The sequence below is a fragment of the Sphingomonas sp. genome (assembly GCF_965227385.1).
GTDB lineage: Bacteria > Pseudomonadota > Alphaproteobacteria > Sphingomonadales > Sphingomonadaceae > Sphingomonas.
Genome location: NZ_OZ245750.1, coordinates 2,258,293 through 2,277,352 on the forward strand (window position 1 = coordinate 2,258,293; position 19,060 = coordinate 2,277,352).

Consider the following 19,060-nt stretch of genomic DNA (forward strand, 5'->3'; position numbering starts at 1 on the left):
GAGAACTTAAGTCATGGCGAAACTGAGTTCCGTGCTCAAGAACGAGCGTCGCAAGAAGCTAGTGAAGAAATATGCCGGCCGCTATGCGAAGCTGAAGGCGATTGCGAACGATAAGTCGCTCGATGAGACCGAGCGTCTGATCGCGCGTCTGAAGATGGCCGAGGTGCCCCGCAACGGGAACCCGACCCGCATCCGCAACCGGTGCGAGCTGACCGGTCGTCCGCGCGGTTACTACCGCAAGTTCCGTCTCGCACGTGTCATGCTGCGCGATCTGGCCAACAAGGGCCTGATCCCGGGTGTCACGAAGTCGAGCTGGTAAGGATCACGAAGATGGCATTGACCGATCCTCTGGGTGATATGCTCACCCGCATCCGCAACGGCCAGCGCGCCCGCAAGGACTCTGTCCTGACGCCGGCAAGCAAGCTGCGTACGCGTGTCCTCGACGTGCTCCAGCGCGAGGGTTATATCCGTGGCTACAGCGAAGAGCAGATGGGCCCCGCGGCCGGCATCCGCATCGAGCTGAAGTATTTCGAGGGCCAGCCCGCGATCAAGTCGATCGCGCGCGTCTCGAAGCCTGGCCGCCGCGTCTATTCGGGTTCGAAGGAACTGCCGAAGGTGCGCAACGGCCTGGGCATCACCATCGTTTCGACGCCGCGTGGCGTTCTGTCGGACGCCGAAGCGCGCGAGCAGAATGTCGGTGGCGAAGTGCTTGCGGAGGTGTTCTGATGAGCCGCACCGGTAAGAAGCCGATCTCCGTCCCCGCCGGCGTCACCGCCAGCGTCGAAGGCGGCAAGATCAGCGTCAAGGGTCCGAAGGGCACCCTGACGATGCCGACCGCCGACGACATCTCGTACGAGGTGGGCGATGGCACGATCACGGTAAAGCCTGCGAACGACACCAAGCGCGCCAAGGCGTTCTGGGGCATGCAGCGTACGCTCGTCCAGAACCTGGTGACCGGCGTGACCGAGGGCTTCACCAAGAAGCTGCTCATCACCGGCGTCGGTTATCGTGCGAACGCACAGGGTCGCAAGCTGAAGCTGCAGCTGGGCTATTCGCATGACGTCGATCTTGACGTGCCGGAAGGTGTGGAGGTGAAGACCCCCGACCAGACGACCGTCGAAATCTCGGGCAACGACAAGCAGGCTGTTGGCCAGTTTGCCGCGGAAATCCGTCGCTGGCGTAAGCCTGAACCCTATAAGGGCAAGGGCATCAAGTACGACGGCGAGTTCATCTTCCGCAAGGAAGGGAAGAAGAAGTAATGAGCAAGGGTCTCTCTCTCTTCGAGAAGCGGCGTCGCCGCAACCGCACCGCGCTCCGCGCGCGTTCGGGCGGCCGTCCGCGGCTGTCGGTGCATCGCTCGGGCAAGCACATCTATGTGCAGGTAATCGACGACGCCCAGGGCAAGACCCTGGCCGCCGCCTCGACGCTGGACAAGGATGTCCGCGGCACGAACGGCGGCAACGTCGAAGCGGCCAAGGCAGTCGGTGCGCGCATCGCGGAAGTCGCGAAGCAGGCCGGCGTGACGCAGGTCGTGTTCGACCGTGGCGGTTTCCTGTTCCACGGACGCGTCAAGGCGCTGGCGGATGCCGCGCGTGAAGGCGGATTGGAGTTCTAAGATGGCTGACGAACAGAACCAGACGCCCGTCGAGGGCGCAGCAGCCGAAGCCGGCACCGAGAACCGCCGTGGCCGTGGCGGCCGTGGTGGCGACAATCGTGGTGGTGGGCGTGGCCGTGACGGCCGTGGCCGTCGCGACGATCGCACCCCGCGCGACGAGCAGGGCGAAGAGCTGATCGAAAAGCTGGTCCATATCAACCGCGTCAGCAAGACCGTGAAGGGCGGCAAGCGCTTCGGCTTTGCAGCTCTGGTCGTTGTCGGCGACGGCAAGGGCCGGGTCGGTTTCGGTCATGGCAAGGCGCGCGAAGTGCCGGAAGCCATCAGCAAGGCGACCGCCGCTGCCAAGAAGAAGATGGTCCGCGTGCCGCTGCGCGAAGGCCGGACGCTGCATCACGACGGCAAGGGCCATTTTGGCGCTGGCCAGGTGACCGTCCGCTCGGCGCCTGCCGGTACCGGCATCATCGCCGGCGGTCCGATGCGCGCCGTGTTCGAGAGCCTGGGCGTTGCCGACGTGGTGACCAAGTCGGTCGGCACTTCGAATCCCTACAACATGATCCGCGCGACCTTCGAGGCGCTGGGCGACCAGTATTCCCCGAAGGCAGTGGCCCAGCGTCGTGGCAAGAAGATTGCCGACCTGCTCGGCCGTGGCGGTTCGCAGACCGCCGAGGCTGATGCCGCGGCGATCGTGGAGTAAGCGACATGGCAACGATCAAGGTAAAGCAGGTCGGTTCGCCGATCCGTCGGACCAAGGACCAGCGCGCGACGCTGATCGGCCTGGGCCTCAACAAGATGCACCGGGTCAGCGAACTGGAGGACACTCCCGAAGTTCGCGGCATGATCCGCAAGCTGCCCCATCTGGTGGAGATCGTCGAGGCGTAAGCCCCGGCATCTTTTCCAGGTGACAAGATGAGGGGAGGGGGCTATCGGCCCCCTTTCCGATTTTCCCGACCCGTGCGGGAATTTTACCAGCGCGACTAAAGCGAAAGCGAGTGCACGATATGAATCTCAACGATATCCGCGATAATGATGGTGCCCGTAAGGGTCGGATGCGCGTCGGACGCGGCATCGGTTCGGGCAAGGGCAAGACCGCCGGCCGCGGCCAGAAGGGTGCGAAGGCACGTTCGGGCGTCGCGATCAACGGTTTCGAGGGCGGTCAGATGCCGCTCCACATGCGCATCCCTAAGCGCGGCTTCAACGTTCCCAATCCGAAGGATTACGCCGAGGTCAATCTGGGCATGATCCAGAAGTTGATCGATGCCGGCAAGCTGACCGCAACCGAGATCGACCACGACGCGCTCAAGGCCGTTGGCCTCGCCCGTGGTGGCAAGAACGGCGTGCGCCTGCTCGGCAAGGGCGAACTGACGGCGAAGCTGTCGTTCACCGTTTCCGGCGCGTCGAAGGGCGCGATCGAGGCGGTCGAGAAGGCGGGTGGCAGCGTCACCATCCCGACGATCGTCCCCGCTGCTGACAAGCATGCTGCCAAGCATCGCGTGAAGCAGAAGGAAATCGCCGCGAAGAAGGCCGGCAAGGCCTGACTTTAGCTGTGGACGGGGCGATGGATGTGCATTGCCCTGATCCGACAGTAACCTATATGGGCGGCGGGGGAGCGGCAAACGCTTCTCCGCCGCTTTGGTTTCCGGGATAGAATTTCAATGGCATCCGCAGCCGATTCAATGGCATCCGGCCTCAACCTGTCCAAGTTCGGACAGGCCACCGAACTCAAGAAGCGCCTGTGGTTCACGCTCGGTGCGTTGATCATCTTCCGGATGCTCAGCTTCGTGCCGCTGCCCGGCGTCGATCCGACGCAATTGGGCCTGCTGGCCGACCGCACCCAGGGCGGCGTGCTCGATTTCTTCAACACCTTCTCGGGCGGCGCGCTGGAGCGCATGTCGGTCATCGCGCTCGGCGTGATGCCCTATATCACCGCGTCGATCGTGGTTCAGCTCGCGACTTCGCTGTCGCCGCAGCTGGCGGCGATCAAGAAGGAAGGTGAGAGCGGGCGCAAGAAGCTCAACCAATATACCCGCTACGGCACGGTCGCGCTGACTGCGATCCAGGGCTATTTCATCGCCGTTGGCCTCGAGACGCTGGGCGCGAGCCAGGGGCTGGCCCCGGTCGTGGAGCCGGGCATGCTGTTCCGGATCGCGGCGGTCATTTCGCTCATCGGCGGCACCATGTTCCTGATGTGGCTGGGCGAGCAGATCACCAGCCGCGGTGTCGGCAACGGCATCTCGCTGATCATCATGGCGGGCATCGTCGCGCATCTGCCCACGACGCTGGTGCAGCTGTTCGAGGGCGGCCGTTCGGGGACGATGAACCCGGTCACGCTGTTCGCGATCCTGGGCGCGGTTGCCGGCCTTATCCTGTTCATCTGCTTCATGGAGCGCGCGCAGCGCCGGATCCTGATCCAGTACCCGAAGCGTCAGACGCAGCGTGGCGTGCAGAGCGAGCGCAGCCACCTTCCGCTCAAGATCAACACGGCGGGCGTGATCCCGCCGATCTTCGCCAGCTCGCTGTTGCTGATGCCGCTGACGATCAGCCAGTTTGCCGGCCAGGCGCAGAGCGGCGAGAGCTGGGGCGGTGACCTGATCATCACGCTCAACCAGTATCTGCAGCATGGCAGCCTGGTGTACATGCTGCTCTACGGCGCCGGCATCATCTTCTTCTCGTTCTTCTACACCGCGGTTGTGTTCAACCCGGAGGAGACGGCGGAGAATCTCAAGAAGTATGGCGGCTTCATCCCCGGCATCCGCCCGGGCAAGAACACCGAAGCCTATTTCGATTACGTCCTCACGCGCATCACCGTGATCGGTGCGGCGTACCTGACCGTCATCTGCCTGTTGCCGGAATATCTTGTGTCGGCGCTCGCGATCCCCTTCTATCTGGGCGGGACCAGCCTGCTCATCGTCGTTAACGTGACGATGGACACCGTCACGCAGATCCAGTCGCACCTGCTGGCGCACCAGTATGGCGATCTGATCAAGAAGGCGAAGCTGAAAGGCGGCCGCCTGCGTTAAGCAGGGGCATGGAAGGGGAAGCCAGTTGAACATCATCCTGTTGGGGCCTCCGGGCGCAGGCAAGGGGACCCAGGCGTCGCGTCTGGAAAGCGAACGCGGCATGGTGCAGCTGTCGACCGGCGACATGCTGCGCGCGGCGGTCAAGGCGGGCACGCCGGTCGGGCTGCAGGCGAAGGCGGTGATGGAGGCAGGTGAGCTCGTTTCAGACGCGATCGTCAGCGGCATCATCGGCGAGAGCCTGGACGCGCTGGGTAACAAGGGCGCGATCTTCGACGGCTATCCACGCACCGCAGCGCAGGCCGAGTCGCTGGACGGCCTGCTCGCCGAGCGCGGTCGCAGCCTCGACCATGTGATCGAGCTGGTCGTCGATGAAGACGCGCTGGTCGCGCGCATCACGGGCCGCTTCACCTGTGCCAATTGTGGCGCAGGCTATCACGACAGCTTCAAGCAGCCGGCGGTTGCGGGCGTGTGCGATGTATGCGGCGGGACCGAGTTCAAGCGGCGCCCGGACGATAATGAAGAGACCGTGCGTACGCGCATGGCCGAATACCGCGCCAAGACTGCACCGATCCTGCCGATCTATGAGGCCCGCGGGCTGGTGCAGCGGGTCGACGGCATGGCCGATATCGCCGAAGTGACCGCAGCGATCGAGGCGATCCTCGACAAGCGGAACTGAGCGGTCAGGCGCGACGGAACGTCGCCCGCGCTGATCCATTGATTGCGGAGCGCGCCGGGCGCGTTTCCGCGGCCTGGCGTCAACATTGAGGGTTCAGTGCACGACGCGACCGATCGGTCGCGTCCGGCGCGCTTGCCGAACGGATTGGAATTGAACATGCCATCATATCGCGAACCATCATTTCAGGATCGCACCGCGGCCGCCGCGCAGGCGAAGCAGAAGGCGCTTGAGCGGCTGCGCGCCAAGCCGGCGGCGGACCCGGCGGAGCTGGAGGCGCGGCGTGCGGCGCGGGAAGCGCGCGAGCAGGTGCTCGCAGCGGAGCGCGCGGCAAAGGCCGAAGCGCTGGCCGCTGCCAAGGCCGAGAAGCTGGCCCGAAAGCAGGCTGAGGCCGAGCAGAGGGCTGCGGAGCGGGCGGAGGCTGAGGCTGCTGCGGCACTCAAGGAAGCGCGGCTGCGGCCGCCGAGTGCGGCCGAGATGAAGGCGGCGCGGGATGCGCGCTATGCGGCGCGGAAAGCGCGGAAATAGCCCCAAAGAAAATGGGCCGCCATCCTTCCGGACGGCGGCCCTTTTTGCGTCGGTTCAGCGGCGCGCGCGGCGCTTGAACTGTTCGAGGCTGACGACGTTGGTCGGGCGCTCGATCGCGATACCCGAATAGAGAGTCGCCATCGGTTCGTCGGTGACGACATGCACGCTCTCTTCGCCGAACCCGTTGAACGCGGTGCGCATCGCCGAGCCATAGGCGCCGAGCATGCCCACTTCGATATAGTCCCCGGCCAGAATGTCCGCCGGCAGCTCGAACGGACCGGCCATGTGATCGAGATCGTCACAGGTCGGGCCATAGAAGCTGTATTCGGTCATCTCGGACGCTTCATCGGCATCGTCGCGCAGGACGCGGACCGGGAAACGCCATCCGACATGCGCCGCATCGAACAGCGCGCCATAGGCACCGTCGTTGATGTACAACTCGTCCCCGCGGCGCTTTTCGACACGGACGATCAGCGAGCTGTATTCGGCGCACAGCGCGCGGCCCGGCTCGCACCACAATTCAGCGCTGTACGAGATCGGCAGATTCTCGAACGCGTTGTGGATCACACCGAAATAGGTCTCGAGCGGAGGCGGTTCCATGCCGGGATAGCTGGACGGGAAGCCGCCGCCGACATCGACGATGTCGACCGTGACCGACGAGGCGACGATCGCCGCGCGGACGCGCTCCATCGCTTCGGCATAGGCGGTGGGGGTCATCGCCTGCGATCCGACATGGAAGCAGATGCCCAGAGCATCGGCCGCCTGACGGGTCGCGACCAGCAGGTCGGCGACATCCTCCGGCTCCGCACCGAACTTCGCCGCGAGGCTCAGCTTCGAATGATCGGACGACACGCGGATGCGAACGCACAGGTTCAAATCCTGCGCACCACGGGTGGCACGCACGATCTTTTCCAGTTCATCCATCGTGTCGAGGCTGAACGTGCGAACGCCGTGAACGAAATAGGCTTCCTCGATCGCTTCCTCGGCCTTGACCGGGTGCATGAAGCATAGGGTCGCCTTGGGCAGGGCGCGGCGCGCCATGCGCACCTCGCCGATCGACGCGACGTCGTAATGCGTCACACCGCTGTCCCAGAGGATCTGGAGCAATTCGGGGGAGGGGTTCGCCTTGACGGCATAGAGCACCGTTCCCGGAAACTTCTCGACAAAGAAGCGGGCGGCGCGCTTTGCGGCGTGCGGACGAACGAGCGTTACCGGCTCGACGGGACGAAGGGCTTTCGCTAGCCCGAGCGCGCTATGATGCTTGTGCAACTCAAGGGACCTCCAAGTGGCTTGCGCCGTACGGTTAAAGCTGCCTTGCGGTTGGAAGTCCCATGGGGCAGCGGAAGGGGGCATTTAGGGTCGGGGGTCCCCCCTGTAAAGTAGTTTTGGACCCATTTGAGCGTGGTGGGGTGAGATGTGACGATATTGCGACAGCCTACCCGGGCCGGCGTGCGGGACGCAGCGGCAAAGATTGCGGCGATCCTGCCGCCAACTCCCTTGTTCGTGGCGGAAATCCGCGGCGTGCCGGTGATGTTCAAGGCCGAATCGCTGCAGCCGATCGGCGCCTTCAAAATTCGCGGCGCGTGGCATAGGCTGACCGCGATCGACGCGGACGTCCGTGCCAAGGGTGTGGTCGGGTTTTCGTCGGGCAATCATGCGCAGGGCGTTGCCTGGGCGGCGAAGCGACTCGGCGTGCCGGCGGTGATCGTGATGCCGAGCGACGCCCCGGCGCTGAAGCGCGAGGCGACGCTGGCGCTGGGGGCGGAGGTGGTCAGCTATGACCGGATGACCGAGAATCGCGACAAGATCGCCGCCCACCTCGCCCATGCCCGTGGCGCCACGCTGGTCCCGCCGTTCGACGATCCGTGGGTGATCGAGGGGCAGGGGAGCCTGGGGATCGAGGTGCTGACGCAGACGGCGGAGATGAAGCTGCCCGATCCGGCGCAGGTCGTCCTGCCATGCGGCGGCGGTGGGCTGGCCGCCGGGGTTGCGCTGGCGCTGCCCGATGCACAGGTCACGGTGGTCGAGCCCGAGGGCTGGGACGATATGTGCCGCAGCCTGGAGGCGGGGTGGATCGAGCCGGTCGGCGACAACCCGCCGCCGACGGCCTGCGATTCGCTCCAGACTCTGCGCGTCTCCCCGCTGACGTTCGACGTGCTGTCGCGGCGCGGAGCTACGGGGGTGCGGGTGAGCGAGGCCGAGGTGCGGGCGGCACAGCGCTGGGCGGCGCGGCGGCTGCGTCTGGTGATCGAACCGGGCGGATCGGTGGCGCTGGCGGCGCTGCTGGCCGGCAAGGTTGAGGCGCGGCCCGACCTGCTGGTGGTGCTGAGCGGCGGCAATGCCGACCCGGCGGCCTATGCCCGGGTGCTGAGCGGGGACGATTGACGGCGGAGCGGGGGTGTCCGTACGAAGCTGACGAAAAATGCGGGGTTTCGGGCTGAGTGGCCGGGTTTGCGACCGGCTGACACCTGCGACGCGACTGTGACGCGACAGGTGGGCGACTTTGGGGCGACTGGTGCGCGACGGCGACGCGTCACCTGCGCGACGGGTGTCAGGCGCGGGGGTTTTGGGAAGGGATTGAGGCGGGTTGGGGTTCACCGATCAGTTTAGATCAGGGAATTTCCAACATTGGAAGGGGGCTGGTTGGCGGTTCAGTATTGTGTCCCCGGAAATCCCGTCCCGAAATTCTATTGGGAATACCGTCGCCGTAATTTCCCAGAACCGATCGATCGCGGCAATAGGATGCTCCCGGAATGCATCAGATACGACGCGTCCGCGGAATTCATCAGGTCATCTGTCCTGGGACTTGCTGATCGGCAGATCAGGCCGCCCATAGCGCCCTTGGATTGAGCGACGGGACCACGAATCGCGTTGCCTCCGTATCTCGCATCGGCTTCGCAATGAGGTAGCCCTGAATTTGGTCGCATCCATAGCTGCTGAGCGCTTCGAGTTGATCATTCCGCTCGACACCCTCTGCGATGACCCGAATTCCCAACCCATGCGCCAAGTCAATCAGGCTGCGGACAATCACTTGATCAGGGCCAAGGTTTCCCATCCTCGCCACGAATGAGCGGTCAATTTTCACGATGTCGAGGGGCAGGTCGCGAAGGTGCGAGAGCGACGCAAAGCCGGTGCCGAAGTCGTCAAAGGCAAGCTTAACGCCCAACTCGCGCAGTCTGGTGGCTGCTCTCCTGATCATCTTGGCACTACGATCTATGACCATGCTCTCGGTAATCTCGATGCATAGCTGTTGCGGCCGGATCCGCCCGGTGCCGACGGCGTCGGCAATCGCGTTGACAAAGGCCGGATCGCGAAAGTCGCCGAGCGTCGCGTTGACCGAGACGAAATCGATCTCATGTTCCGCAGCGTTCCAGCGTTCGATCTGCTCGATCACGCGGGAGAGCACGAACAAACCAATTTCCGCCGCAGTTCGTTCGTCCTCGAACACCGATGCGAACGCGCTCGGGCGTTCGACCACGCCATCGGTGCCTTGCCAGCGCAGCAATGCCTCAAAAGCCGGGATGCCCGGGGCGTCGAATGACAGGATGGGTTGGTAAACGACGAAGAGCCTGTCGTCGCTCAACGCCTGCTGGACTGCGATGTGCAGGCTCGCCCGCCGTTCCGCGGCTTCGCGATCTGCCTTGCGAAAGACGTGCGCGCGCCCGCGTCCGCCGTCTTTTGCCACGTACAGCGCAATATCCGCGTTCTTGAGCAAGTCGCTTTCGCTGGTTCCGTGTGCTGGGTAACGCGCCGCCCCCATGCTGGCGTTAATGCGCCAACCGAAGGTTTCCGACAGCGGGTGTGCGCGAACGGTTTGGACAAGGCGGGCCAATTTCCGGCTTAGCGCGCGCTCGTCCCGATGGTCCGAAAGGATGAGCGCAAATTCATCGCCACCGAGCCGGCCGATGACCTCGTCCGCGTCGATCGCGGCACGCAGATCCGCCGCAACTTCGGTCAGCAATCGGTCCCCAATGTCATGTCCCGCCGTATCATTGATGTCCTTGAAATGATCAAGATCGAGGATTGCGACGGCAAACGGCTCCGCTCGCGCCACCTTGGCCGCAAGCAGTTCGATGAGACGGCGTCGGTTCGGAAGGTTTGTCAGCGGATCGAGGTTGGCCTGGTTCCACAATTGCTGTTCCGCTTCCTTTAGCGGCGTAACGTCGAACCGGATCGCGGTGAATCCAGATCCGTCACCATTTGGGACAATGGTGGTATCGACCCAATATAGGCGACCGCACTTCGCACGATTGCAAATTACCCCGCGCCAAATGTTGTCGCTTAGAATTGTCCGGTATAGTTCGCTGAAGAAGGCGCGATCATGGAGACCGGAGTTGACGATGGCATGAGTCGACCCGATTAGCTCATCTTCTGAATAACCACTCAGATCGCAGAATTTTTGATTGACGGACGTAATCCGCCCATTTCGATCGGTGACTGCGACAATCGCGGCGGCGTCAAGTGCAGTTCGGCGGAATTCTGCAATCTGCTCGACAACTTGCAACATGTGTCGCCGCCCCGCAGAGGAGGGGGAAGCGACCGCACCGGGATAAAGCTTAGCGCACAGCTTGATCGGATCGGAGTATGGCATGACGAATGCTCGAAGTTGATGACATGCTTTAGCGCTGCGCCTGGTTACCGAAGGCTAAACTACTGTATTCATACAGGGGGGCGCTTGAAAACGGCGCATGCCGAGCGCGCAAGTCGGTGTTCAATGCGCTCGATCCCGCCCAGATGTGATTGCGCAGATGGTTGCTCCGGGGGTGGCCGGGCCTCCCGCGACTCTTACCCCCGCATCCGCCCATCCGGCGCCAGCTTCACCGTCCGCCCCTCCCGCGCCGAGGCATAGATCGCCTCGATCAGGCGGATGTCGCGCAGGCCCATCTCGCCGCCGGTCAGGATCGGCGTGTCGTCGCGAATGGCGTTTGCGAAGTGGTTGAGCTGGGCGGCGAACTGCGTGGTGGGGTCGCCGGGGGTGAAGTCACGGGCGTCGCGGCCTTCGATCCGCATCCGGTGCCCGGCATAGCCGGTGGCGGGGTCTATGATGAGGGTGCCGTCGGTACCGCGCACCTGCGCGAGATTGGCTCCGGCCGCGTCGTAGGACGTGGCGAGCTGGGCGACCGCGCCCGAGGGGAAGGTCAGCTGCGTCGCGACATGCGCGAAGATTTCGGCGAAGCGCGGGTCGCCCTTTGGCTGGAAGGTCGCGGCGCTGATGCTCTCGGGCATCTCGCCGCTGAGATAGAGGGCGGATTGCAGGCCGTAGATGCCGTAATCCTCGAGCGGGCCGCCGCCGGCGAGGGCGCGGTTGAAGCGCCAGTTTTGCGCCGGGGTGGTGGGGCCGGCGCGGTAGGACTGGTCGGTGCGGATCAGGCGGATGGTGCCGACTGCCTTCTCGCGCATCAGGCGCATCGCTTCGACATTGTACGGCTCGAAATGGCAGCGATAGGCGATCATCAGCTTGCGGTTGGCACGGCGGCCGGCGGCGATCATCGCTTCGCATTCGGTGCTGGATAGCGCCATCGGCTTTTCGCACAGCACATGCTTGCCCGCGGCAAACGCGCGGATCGTGAAGTCGGCGTGAAAGGCGGTGGGGAGGATGACGTAGACCGCCTGGATGCGGTCATCGGCGACGATCCTGTCGAAGTCTGCGTAGGAATAGCGCGCGTCGGTGGGCACGCCATAGGCGTCGCCGACCTGAGCCAGCTTGGCCGGGTTGCCGGAGACGAGCGCGGCGATGTGCATGCGCTCGGCATGATCGATGCGCGGCATGATCTGGTTGAGGGCATAGCCGCCCAGGCCGATGATCGCGATGCCGACGCTGTCGTCGCGCTTGCGGCGCGGTGGGGTTGCGGGAAGGCGGACGCCGCCCGGGAGGGGCTGACCCTTGAGCTGGGCGGCGGTGGATTGGACGGGCGACGTCGCGCTCGCGGTGGTGGTCAGCGTGGCGGCCAGGGCGCCGGTGGCTTCGATGAAGCTGCGTCGCGAGATGGTGTGGGGCATCGCCGTCCTCTCCGATGGTGTGTCGGCGGGGATGATAGCGTTACCACGGTGCAGTGGGCAATCGGGCAAGCCAATAATCCTCCCCCTGACGGGGGAGGATTGTGACGGTCAGCCGACGAAGGCGCGTTCGATGACGTAATGGCCGGGCTTGCTGTTGGAGCCTTCCTCGAAGCCCATGCCGTCGAGCATCGCCGAGAGATCCTTGATCATCTCCATGCTGCCGCACAGCATGATGCGGTCGGTTTCGGGGTCGAGGCGCTTTTCGCCCGCCATGTTGGGGCCCGTGAACAGCGCGCCGTTTTCGATCAGTGTGCCGATGCGCTGGTTTGTCGGGAACGGCTCACGCGTGACGGTGGGCAGGTAGCTGAACTGGACCAGCGCCTGATCCTGTACCAGCGGGTCGCCGGCGAGCTGTGCCTCCAGCTCCTCACGGAAGGCGAGGTCGCTGACGCGGCGGACCGAGTGGACCAGCTGGACCTGGTCGAACATCTCATAGACGTCGGGATCGCGCGCCAGGCTGAGGAACGGCGCGAGGCCGGTGCCGGTCGAGAGGAAGAACAGGCGCTTGCCGGGCAGCAGCGCGTCGGTGACGAGCGTGCCGGTCGGCTTGCGGCCGAGGAACAGCTGGTCGCCCGGCTGGATCAGCTGAAGCTTCGACGTCAGCGGGCCGTCGGGCACCTTGATCGAGAGGAATTCCAGTTCCTCGGCCCAGGCGGGGCTGGCGATCGAATAGGCGCGCAGCAGCGGGCGCGCTTCGCCGGGCAGGCCCAGCATCACGAATTCGCCCGAGCGGAACCGGAAGCTTTGCGGACGCGTGATGGTGAAGCTGAACAGATGCTCGTTCCAGTGACGGACGCTGAGCACGGTCTCCACGGTCAGCGCGGCGGACGGGGCGAGGGGGATGGCGTTACGGTCAGACATTGCGGGCTCGGCTAGATGCCAGCGGTGCGCGGCGCAACCTTTTCTGGCTAGGGCGGTGGAAGGCTAAACTTTCAGCAGCCCTTGGCAGGCGGCGTGTTGCGAGTCAATCGCATTAACCACGCGGCGACTCGACGGCTGCGGGAAAGCGCGGCAGGAGGGCAGCATGCGCCCCGAACTGTCGACCGCCGCCAACATGACCCTCTCGCTGCTGCTGATCGCGGCGGTGGTGCTGGTGTGGGGCGGGGTGACGATGATCCGCAAGGGTGACGGCGCGGGCGGCAACCGGACCAAGGGGTTGCTGATGATCGTGTGCGCGGTGGTGCTGGTCGGGAATGTGCTGATCTGGACGGTGTGACGATCACCCCTGCTGCGTGATGCGCAGCGCCCAGCGGTCATAGCCCAGTTCTTCGACGCGCGTGAGGAGCCGCTGGAGCAAAGCGGGATCGGGGTGGGGATCGCGGGCGAGGAGCCAGAGATAGCGACCCGACGGCTCGCCGACGATCGACCAGTCGTAATCGTCGCCATGGTCGAGCACCCAGTAATCGCCGGTGTAGAGCGGGCCGAAGAAGGAGACCTTGAGCTTGGCGTTGGTGCCCTCGTCGACGACGATCGCGGTGCCTTCGCTGACATCGCGTTCGGTTTCGCCGGCGCGGATGCCGCTGTTGACGATGCTGACCTTGCCGTTCGGTTCTAGGCCATAGTCGGCGGTGACCGAGTCCATGCCCTTCTGGAAGCGATTCTCGTGCCGGGCGAGTTCGTACCAGGTGCCGACGTAGCGGGTCAGGTCGACCGGCTTGGCGGGCTCCGGCGCCTTCGGGTTGATCACCGGCGGGCGCGTCGCGCGGGAGTAGAGAAACAGGCCGCCAATGGTGGCAGCGGCGACGCCGGCGGCGATCTTGATCGCGGTGGATTGCTTCATGGGGCGATCATGCTTCGGGCTATGGCCTGTAAGCAAGCAGGAAGAAGCAGAAGAAGACCCTCCCCAACCCCTCCCGCAAGCGGGAGGGGCCTGAGAAGGAGTTGGTGCCTCACCGGATCGGCGAATTGGGGTCGAGGCGCATGTCGAGATAACTGTCCACGCTGCGCATCAGCTGGTCCATTTCATGTTCGAAGAAATGGTTGGCGTGGGGAATCGTGTCGTGGTGGATGGTGATGTGCTTTTGCGTGCGCAGCTTGTCGACCAGCTTTTGCACCGCGTTGGGCGTCACCACTTCGTCGCCCTCACCCTGGATGATGATGCCCGAGCTGGGGCAGGGGGCGAGGAAGGTGAAGTCGTACATGTTGGCGGGCGGCGCGACCGAGATGAAGCCGCGGATTTCCGGGCGGCGCATCAGCAGCTGCATGCCGATCCAAGCCCCGAAGCTGACGCCGGCGATCCAGGTGGTCGAGGCTTCGGGGTGGAAGCTCTGCACCCAGTCGAGCGCGGACGCGGCGTCGCTCAGCTCGCCGATGCCGTTGTCGAACGTCCCCTGGCTCTTGCCGACGCCGCGAAAGTTGAAGCGCAGTGTCGCGAAGCCGCGGCGCTGGAACGTCTTGTACAGCTCCTGCACGATGCGGTTGTTCATCGTGCCGCCCGCATTGGGATGCGGATGCAGGATCATCGCGACCGGTGCGCGGGGGCGGGGGGCGGGGGCGAAACGCCCTTCGAGGCGGCCTTCGGGACCGGGGATGATGACTTCGGGCAAAGTGGACCTGCTCTATGATGGGCGCGCGGTAGCGCGGAAACGGGTGCAGGCTATATAGACTTCACGCCCCGACAAGCAATTGGAACGATTCTCCTGACCGACCGCATCTATCTGGACCATGCCGCGACCACGCCGATGCTGCCCGAGGCGCAGGCTGCGGTGACTGAAGGCATGGCGTATTGGGCCAATCCGTCCTCACCCCATGCCGAGGGGCGCGCGGCGCGCGCGGCGCTGGAAGGTGCGCGGCGCGCGGTGGCGGGCGCCTATGGCTGGCCGCATGAGCTGATCTTTACCAGTGGGGCGAGCGAGGCGCTGCACATCGCGCTGCGGCGGAGCATGGCGCGCACGACGCTGATCACGGCGGTCGAGCATGATGCGGTACTGCGGCTGGCGGAGGGCGCGCGGACGCTGCCGGTGGATACGAACGGCATCATCGACCGCGACGCGCTGAAGGCGGCGGTGGGGCCGGATACGGCGTTGTGCGTGCAATGGGCGAACAGTGAGACCGGGGTGCGCCAGCCGATTGCTGAGATCGCGGAGATCGTCCATGCGGCGGGCGGCACGTTGATCGTCGATGCGGCGCAGATGCCGGCCGGGGCCGATCCTGCGATCAAGCAGGCCGATCTGGTGGTCGTATCGGCGCACAAGCGTGGCGGGCCGCCGGGCGTGGGTGCGCTGCTGGTGCGGGACTTCGGCAAGCTGATCCCGACCGGGGGGCAGGAAAAGGGCTATCGCGCGGGGACGGAGAACCTGCCGGGCGCTTTGGGCTATGCCGCCGCGCTGGCGGTGCCGGAGGATTTGGGCGCGATGACGCGGCTGCGCGCGCGGCTGGAGGCGGCGTTGCCGGGTGTCGAGGTGGTCGGGGCGGCCAGTCCGCGCAGCCCGCTGATCGGTGCGTATCGCATGCCGGGCGTGTCGTCGGCGGCGCAGCTGATCCGGTTCGATCTGGCCGGGATTTCGGTGTCGGCGGGGAGCGCGTGCGCTTCGGGCAGCCTGCGGCCGAGCCATGTGCTGACCGCGATGGGATGGGACGAGCCGGCGCTGCGTGAGGTGGTGCGGGTGAGTTTGGGGCGGACGACGACCGAAGCAGAGGTCGATGCGTTCGCGGCACTGTGGCGCACGATCGCCGAAGAAGCGCGGGTGCGGGCGGCATGATCTATCTCGACTATCAGGCGACGACGCCGCTCGCGCCCGAGGCGCGCGATGCGATGCTGCCGTGGCTGGGCGACGACTTTGCCAATCCGCATTCGGCGCATGCGCCCGGGCGCAAGGCCAAGGCAGCGGTCGAGGTGGCGCGGGAACAGGTCGCGGGCCTGATGCCCGCTGGCGGGACGGTGAGTTTTACGAGCGGCGCGACCGAGGCGCTCAACTGGGCGATCAAGGGCACGACCGGCGGGATCGTGACGATCGCGACCGAACATGCCGCCGTGCTGGACACGGTGGCGGCGGAGGCGCGGCGCGGGCGCGCGGTGACGGTGCTGCCGGTCGGGCCGGAGGGGCTGGTCGACCTCAACGCCGCGCGCGACGCGATCGGGCCGGGGACCGGGCTGGTCGCGGCGATGCTGGTCAATAACGAGGTCGGGGTGATCCAGCCGGTCGATGCGCTGGCGGAGCTGGCCAGGGCGGCGGGCGCGCTGATGCTGACCGATGCCGTGCAGGGATTCGGTCGCGTCGCGATCCCGGATGGGGTCGATCTGGTCGCGGTGTCGGCGCACAAGATTCACGGGCCGAAGGGCGTCGGCGCGCTGTGGGTGCGCGACGGTGTAACGTTGGAGCCTTTGCTGCACGGTGGCGGGCAGGAGCCGGGCGGGCGGTCCGGGACGCTATCGCCGGCGTTGTGCGCGGGGTTTGGTGCGGCGGCGGCGCTGGCCAAGCAGCGGTTCGGCGCGGATCGCGCGCATGCGGCGCAGCTGTTCCGCGCGGGGTTTCAGGCGCTGGGCAGCGCAGGCTGGACGCTCAACGGGTCCAAGGATGAGCGCTATCCCGGCAATCTCAACCTGCACTATCCGGGGCTGGACGTCGCGCGGCTGATGTCCGAGCTGCGCGACATCGCGTTTTCGGCCGGGTCGGCCTGTGCCAGCGGATCGGGTCGACCGAGCCATGTGTTGCAGGCATTGGGCCTGAGCGAGGCCGAGGCGCGGTCGAGCATCCGGCTGGGCTTTGGTCGCTATACCACTGAGGAGGATCTGTTGGACGCCATCCAGCGCATCGACGCCGCCGCCCGCGCGCAGAGGATTGCGGCATGATCAAGGTGCGGTTCCTGACCCCCGATGGGGCGCTTGCCGTCGAAGCCGAGGCGGCAGCGGGCGACCGGCTGCTCGAGGTCGGCCAGGCGCGCGGCATGCCGCTGGAGGGGACGTGCGAGGGGCAGATGGCCTGCTCCACCTGTCACGTGATCGTCGCGGCGGAGGATTTCGCCCGGCTGCCGCAGGCGAGCGAGGAGGAAGAGGATATGCTCGACCTTGCCGTCGGGGCGACGCGGACCAGCCGCCTGTCGTGCCAGATCGTGCTGACGCCGGAGCTGGACGGGCTGACGGTCAGCCTGCCTTCAGAACATCGTGATATGCAGGGACGATGATGATGACGACTCGCCGCACCGTGATTGCGGGCGCCGCCGCGCTCGCCGCCGTTCCCGCGTTTGCGCAGAGGGTGGGGCCGTTCGACCGCATCCGCGCCGAGACTGGTGGGCGGCTGGGGGTTGCCGTCTATGACAGCGGCACCGGGCGGCGCTTTTCGGACGGGGCAGAGGCGCGTTTTGCGATGTGCTCGACCTTCAAGGTGCCGCTGGTCGCCGCTGTGCTGGCGCGCGTGGATCGCGGCGAGCTCGATCTGGCGCGCGAGATTCGGTTCGGTGAGGCGGACCTTCTCGACTATGCGCCGGTCGTGAAGGCGAACCTCGCCAAGGGGGCGCTGTCGATCGACGCGCTGTGCGAAGCGGCGGTGGTGATGAGCGACAACAGCGCCGCCAACCTGTTGTTCGGGCAGATTTCGGGACCGCGCGGTCTGACCAAGTTCATCCGCGACGCGGGCGACCGGCTGACCCGATCGGACCGCGACGAACCGTCGCTCAACAATGTCCGCAATGGCGAGGTGCGCGATACGACCACGCCCGAGGCGATGCTGTGGCTGATGAATCGGTTGCTGCTGGGCGATGTGTTGTCGCCAGCGTCGCGCGCGAAGCTCATCGGCTGGATGGAAGCGTCGCCGACCGGCAAGGACCGGTTGCGCGCCGGGCTGCCCAAGAGCTGGCGCGTCGGCGACAAGACCGGGACCAGCGGCGAAGGCTATTTCAACACGATCGCAATCGCGACCCCGCCGGGGCGCAAGCCGATCCTGATCGCCTGCTACCTCGATGCGCCGGGTCTGGATGCGGCCAAGGCGAATGCGGCGCATGCGAAGGTGGGGGAGCTGGTCGGGGCGTTGTTCGCCTGATCTTGCGTCCGGCAATCGTTTCCCCCATATGCGCCGCGGGAGTCGGGCGGACGATGCCGTCGCCAACCCGGTCAGGTCCGGAAGGAAGCAGCCGTAACGATTTTCGTGTCGGGTCGTCCCGGCTCCCACCTTCACTCCAGCGTTACACCGAGCCGCGCCGCCTCCAGCGCGTAGGCTTCGTGTACAATTTTCCACTGGACTTCGACGGTCTTCACGATTGCAACCATTTGCGCGACGACCTGAACCGCAGTGCGGCATTGGCCGGTTGCGTCGCCACGCTGTTGCGCGTCGCCCATCTTGGTCAGCGTTTCCAGCATCGCGGTCAGACCGTCCATACTTTTGCCGACGGACGCGGCGAATTTCGGGTCTTCGAGGAATTTGAGCCAGAATTCCGTCCGGCGCTGTTCGGTCCACACGCCCCGCTTGACCAGCTGTTGGCCTTTCCACTCCGACAGCAGCTCGGCATGTTTCAGCAGCGGATCCGCGAAATTCATGACCGCTTCCAGCTGTAGCGTCGGATCGGCCAGGATCGCATCGCGCTTGGCGGCAATGGCGCAGTCGGCTTCGACGGGGAGCACGGGGAAGATCGGAAGCCGCGGGCGTTCGGGGCGCTGGGTCAGTGCAGGCGCTGGGCCGAATGCTTCCTTATAGGCCAGTGCCTCGCCGGCGCGATCGGTGCAGTCGAGCCACACCCCTGCCCCAAACAGCGAGATCGAAAACTTGACCCCCGACTTGCCCGAAGGGTCGGACACGAACTCCACTGTTTCGCCGTCTGTCGTGCGCGCCCATCCCAGCGCGGCGACCGCATCGACGACCGCGGTATAGGCGGCACGTGCGGTGGCCTTGTCCGCATATTCGGCCACTGCGCCGACCCGGAAGATCGCCCGGCCCCACCGCGTGACGCCCGCATCATAGGTGGTATAAGGTGCGACCGGAGAGATGGGGTCGAAGGTAATCCGGTTACCCGCCGTGCTGCGCACGCGCCCGGCGAATTCGGTGCTGCCGAAACTCTCGCCGAACCCGCCGGCGGGGGTGCACTGGGCAGCTATGGTCGGTTCCTGTGCTGCGGCGATGTCGACCTGCAGCATCATCGCGGCGAACAACAGCAGCCAGCGCATTTTCAAATCCCCCGTCGTGTCCAGCCCCTTCTAGCTTCGACATCGCGCGCGTGCATGTCTAGATAGCTCCG

Annotated in this window: 23 protein-coding genes and 1 other RNA gene; 17 read left to right on the forward strand and 7 right to left on the reverse strand. The window is 65.5% G+C overall.

Features of this window, described 5'->3' with window-relative positions:
* The first annotated feature begins 13 nt into the window (after positions 1 to 13).
* The 10 genes from rpsN (at position 14) to ACO05N_RS11020 (ending at position 5,833) form a co-directional block, all read left to right on the forward strand.
* On the forward strand, positions 14 to 319 hold the full coding sequence (gene rpsN / locus ACO05N_RS10975; RefSeq protein ID WP_066664428.1) for a 30S ribosomal protein S14: 306 nt from the start codon (positions 14 to 16) through the stop codon (positions 317 to 319).
* A gap of 11 nt (positions 320 to 330) precedes the next feature.
* Positions 331 to 726: a 30S ribosomal protein S8 gene (gene rpsH / locus ACO05N_RS10980; RefSeq protein WP_422057126.1), complete on the forward strand. Its 396-nt coding sequence runs from the start codon at positions 331 to 333 to the stop codon at positions 724 to 726.
* Positions 726 to 1,259: a 50S ribosomal protein L6 gene (gene rplF, locus ACO05N_RS10985; protein WP_422057127.1), complete on the forward strand. Its 534-nt coding sequence runs from the start codon at positions 726 to 728 to the stop codon at positions 1,257 to 1,259. Before rpsH ends, rplF begins: the two co-directional genes overlap by 1 nt.
* Positions 1,259 to 1,615, forward strand: a complete 357-nt coding sequence (rplR, locus tag ACO05N_RS10990; RefSeq protein ID WP_422057128.1) for a 50S ribosomal protein L18 — start codon at positions 1,259 to 1,261, stop codon at positions 1,613 to 1,615. Before rplF ends, rplR begins: the two co-directional genes overlap by 1 nt.
* A gap of 1 nt (position 1,616) precedes the next feature.
* Complete coding sequence (rpsE, locus tag ACO05N_RS10995) at positions 1,617 to 2,309, forward strand: 30S ribosomal protein S5 (protein ID WP_066664440.1); 693 nt, start codon at positions 1,617 to 1,619, stop codon at positions 2,307 to 2,309.
* A gap of 5 nt (positions 2,310 to 2,314) precedes the next feature.
* Positions 2,315 to 2,494: a 50S ribosomal protein L30 gene (gene rpmD, locus ACO05N_RS11000; RefSeq protein WP_422057129.1), complete on the forward strand. Its 180-nt coding sequence runs from the start codon at positions 2,315 to 2,317 to the stop codon at positions 2,492 to 2,494.
* A gap of 119 nt (positions 2,495 to 2,613) precedes the next feature.
* Positions 2,614 to 3,150 carry a 50S ribosomal protein L15 gene (gene rplO, locus ACO05N_RS11005; RefSeq protein ID WP_422057130.1) on the forward strand — a complete coding sequence of 179 codons (537 nt, stop codon included), beginning with the start codon at positions 2,614 to 2,616 and terminating at the stop codon, positions 3,148 to 3,150.
* A gap of 117 nt (positions 3,151 to 3,267) precedes the next feature.
* Positions 3,268 to 4,632 (forward strand): preprotein translocase subunit SecY, encoded by a 1,365-nt coding sequence (secY, locus tag ACO05N_RS11010; RefSeq protein WP_422057131.1) that lies wholly within the window; start codon positions 3,268 to 3,270, stop codon positions 4,630 to 4,632.
* A 25-nt stretch (positions 4,633 to 4,657) separates the two neighbouring features.
* Entirely contained in the window at positions 4,658 to 5,308 is a 651-nt protein-coding gene (locus tag ACO05N_RS11015; protein WP_422057132.1) for an adenylate kinase, read from the forward strand.
* A 156-nt stretch (positions 5,309 to 5,464) separates the two neighbouring features.
* On the forward strand, positions 5,465 to 5,833 hold the full coding sequence (locus ACO05N_RS11020) for a DUF6481 family protein (RefSeq protein WP_422057133.1): 369 nt from the start codon (positions 5,465 to 5,467) through the stop codon (positions 5,831 to 5,833).
* A 54-nt stretch (positions 5,834 to 5,887) separates the two neighbouring features.
* On the opposite strand, the gene ACO05N_RS11025 is transcribed toward ACO05N_RS11020, so the two are convergent.
* The gene (locus ACO05N_RS11025) at positions 5,888 to 7,102 is read right to left on the reverse strand and encodes a type III PLP-dependent enzyme (protein ID WP_422057134.1); all 1,215 of its coding nucleotides are present in this window, start codon (positions 7,100 to 7,102) and stop codon (positions 5,888 to 5,890) included.
* A 180-nt stretch (positions 7,103 to 7,282) separates the two neighbouring features.
* Here ACO05N_RS11025 and ACO05N_RS11030 point away from each other — a divergent pair, with 180 nt between their 5' ends.
* Entirely contained in the window at positions 7,283 to 8,218 is a 936-nt protein-coding gene (locus ACO05N_RS11030; protein WP_422057135.1) for a threonine ammonia-lyase, read from the forward strand.
* Between the two features lie 436 nt (positions 8,219 to 8,654).
* On the opposite strand, the gene ACO05N_RS11035 is transcribed toward ACO05N_RS11030, so the two are convergent.
* The 3 genes from ACO05N_RS11035 to ACO05N_RS11045 all read right to left on the reverse strand — a co-directional run bounded on the left by ACO05N_RS11035 (position 8,655) and on the right by ACO05N_RS11045 (position 12,754).
* Positions 8,655 to 10,340, reverse strand: coding sequence for a putative bifunctional diguanylate cyclase/phosphodiesterase (locus tag ACO05N_RS11035; protein WP_422057136.1), 1,686 nt, complete (start codon positions 10,338 to 10,340; stop codon positions 8,655 to 8,657).
* Between the two features lie 278 nt (positions 10,341 to 10,618).
* Positions 10,619 to 11,833, reverse strand: coding sequence for a Gfo/Idh/MocA family protein (locus tag ACO05N_RS11040; RefSeq protein ID WP_422057137.1), 1,215 nt, complete (start codon positions 11,831 to 11,833; stop codon positions 10,619 to 10,621).
* A gap of 108 nt (positions 11,834 to 11,941) precedes the next feature.
* Positions 11,942 to 12,754, reverse strand: a complete 813-nt coding sequence (locus ACO05N_RS11045) for a ferredoxin--NADP reductase (protein ID WP_422057138.1) — start codon at positions 12,752 to 12,754, stop codon at positions 11,942 to 11,944.
* A gap of 163 nt (positions 12,755 to 12,917) precedes the next feature.
* Here ACO05N_RS11045 and ACO05N_RS11050 point away from each other — a divergent pair, with 163 nt between their 5' ends.
* Positions 12,918 to 13,109, forward strand: a complete 192-nt coding sequence (locus tag ACO05N_RS11050; protein ID WP_422057139.1) for a hypothetical protein — start codon at positions 12,918 to 12,920, stop codon at positions 13,107 to 13,109.
* Positions 13,110 to 13,112: 3 nt separating this feature from the next.
* Here the strand turns inward: ACO05N_RS11050 and ACO05N_RS11055 are convergent, their stop codons facing one another.
* On the reverse strand, positions 13,113 to 13,673 hold the full coding sequence (locus ACO05N_RS11055; protein WP_422057140.1) for a lipocalin family protein: 561 nt from the start codon (positions 13,671 to 13,673) through the stop codon (positions 13,113 to 13,115).
* Between the two features lie 109 nt (positions 13,674 to 13,782).
* Positions 13,783 to 14,439, reverse strand: a complete 657-nt coding sequence (locus ACO05N_RS11060) for an alpha/beta hydrolase (RefSeq protein WP_422057141.1) — start codon at positions 14,437 to 14,439, stop codon at positions 13,783 to 13,785.
* Between the two features lie 93 nt (positions 14,440 to 14,532).
* Between ACO05N_RS11060 and ACO05N_RS11065 the strand changes: the two genes are divergently transcribed.
* The 5 genes from ACO05N_RS11065 (at position 14,533) to ffs (ending at position 18,004) form a co-directional block, all read left to right on the forward strand.
* Complete coding sequence (locus tag ACO05N_RS11065; RefSeq protein WP_422058740.1) at positions 14,533 to 15,594, forward strand: cysteine desulfurase family protein; 1,062 nt, start codon at positions 14,533 to 14,535, stop codon at positions 15,592 to 15,594.
* Complete coding sequence (locus tag ACO05N_RS11070; protein WP_422057142.1) at positions 15,591 to 16,685, forward strand: cysteine desulfurase family protein; 1,095 nt, start codon at positions 15,591 to 15,593, stop codon at positions 16,683 to 16,685. The genes ACO05N_RS11065 and ACO05N_RS11070 overlap by 4 nt, the downstream gene beginning before the upstream one ends.
* Entirely contained in the window at positions 16,682 to 17,017 is a 336-nt protein-coding gene (locus tag ACO05N_RS11075; RefSeq protein ID WP_422057143.1) for a 2Fe-2S iron-sulfur cluster-binding protein, read from the forward strand. The genes ACO05N_RS11070 and ACO05N_RS11075 overlap by 4 nt, the downstream gene beginning before the upstream one ends.
* On the forward strand, positions 17,017 to 17,871 hold the full coding sequence (gene bla, locus ACO05N_RS11080; RefSeq protein ID WP_422057144.1) for a class A beta-lactamase: 855 nt from the start codon (positions 17,017 to 17,019) through the stop codon (positions 17,869 to 17,871). The genes ACO05N_RS11075 and bla overlap by 1 nt, the downstream gene beginning before the upstream one ends.
* Before the next feature lie 34 nt (positions 17,872 to 17,905).
* Positions 17,906 to 18,004: signal recognition particle sRNA small type (gene ffs / locus ACO05N_RS11085), an RNA gene on the forward strand.
* Here the strand turns inward: ffs and ACO05N_RS11090 are convergent.
* Positions 18,003 to 18,989, reverse strand: a complete 987-nt coding sequence (locus ACO05N_RS11090) for a hypothetical protein (RefSeq protein ID WP_422057145.1) — start codon at positions 18,987 to 18,989, stop codon at positions 18,003 to 18,005. The genes ffs and ACO05N_RS11090 overlap by 2 nt on opposite strands.
* Between the last annotated feature and the right edge of the window lie 71 nt (positions 18,990 to 19,060).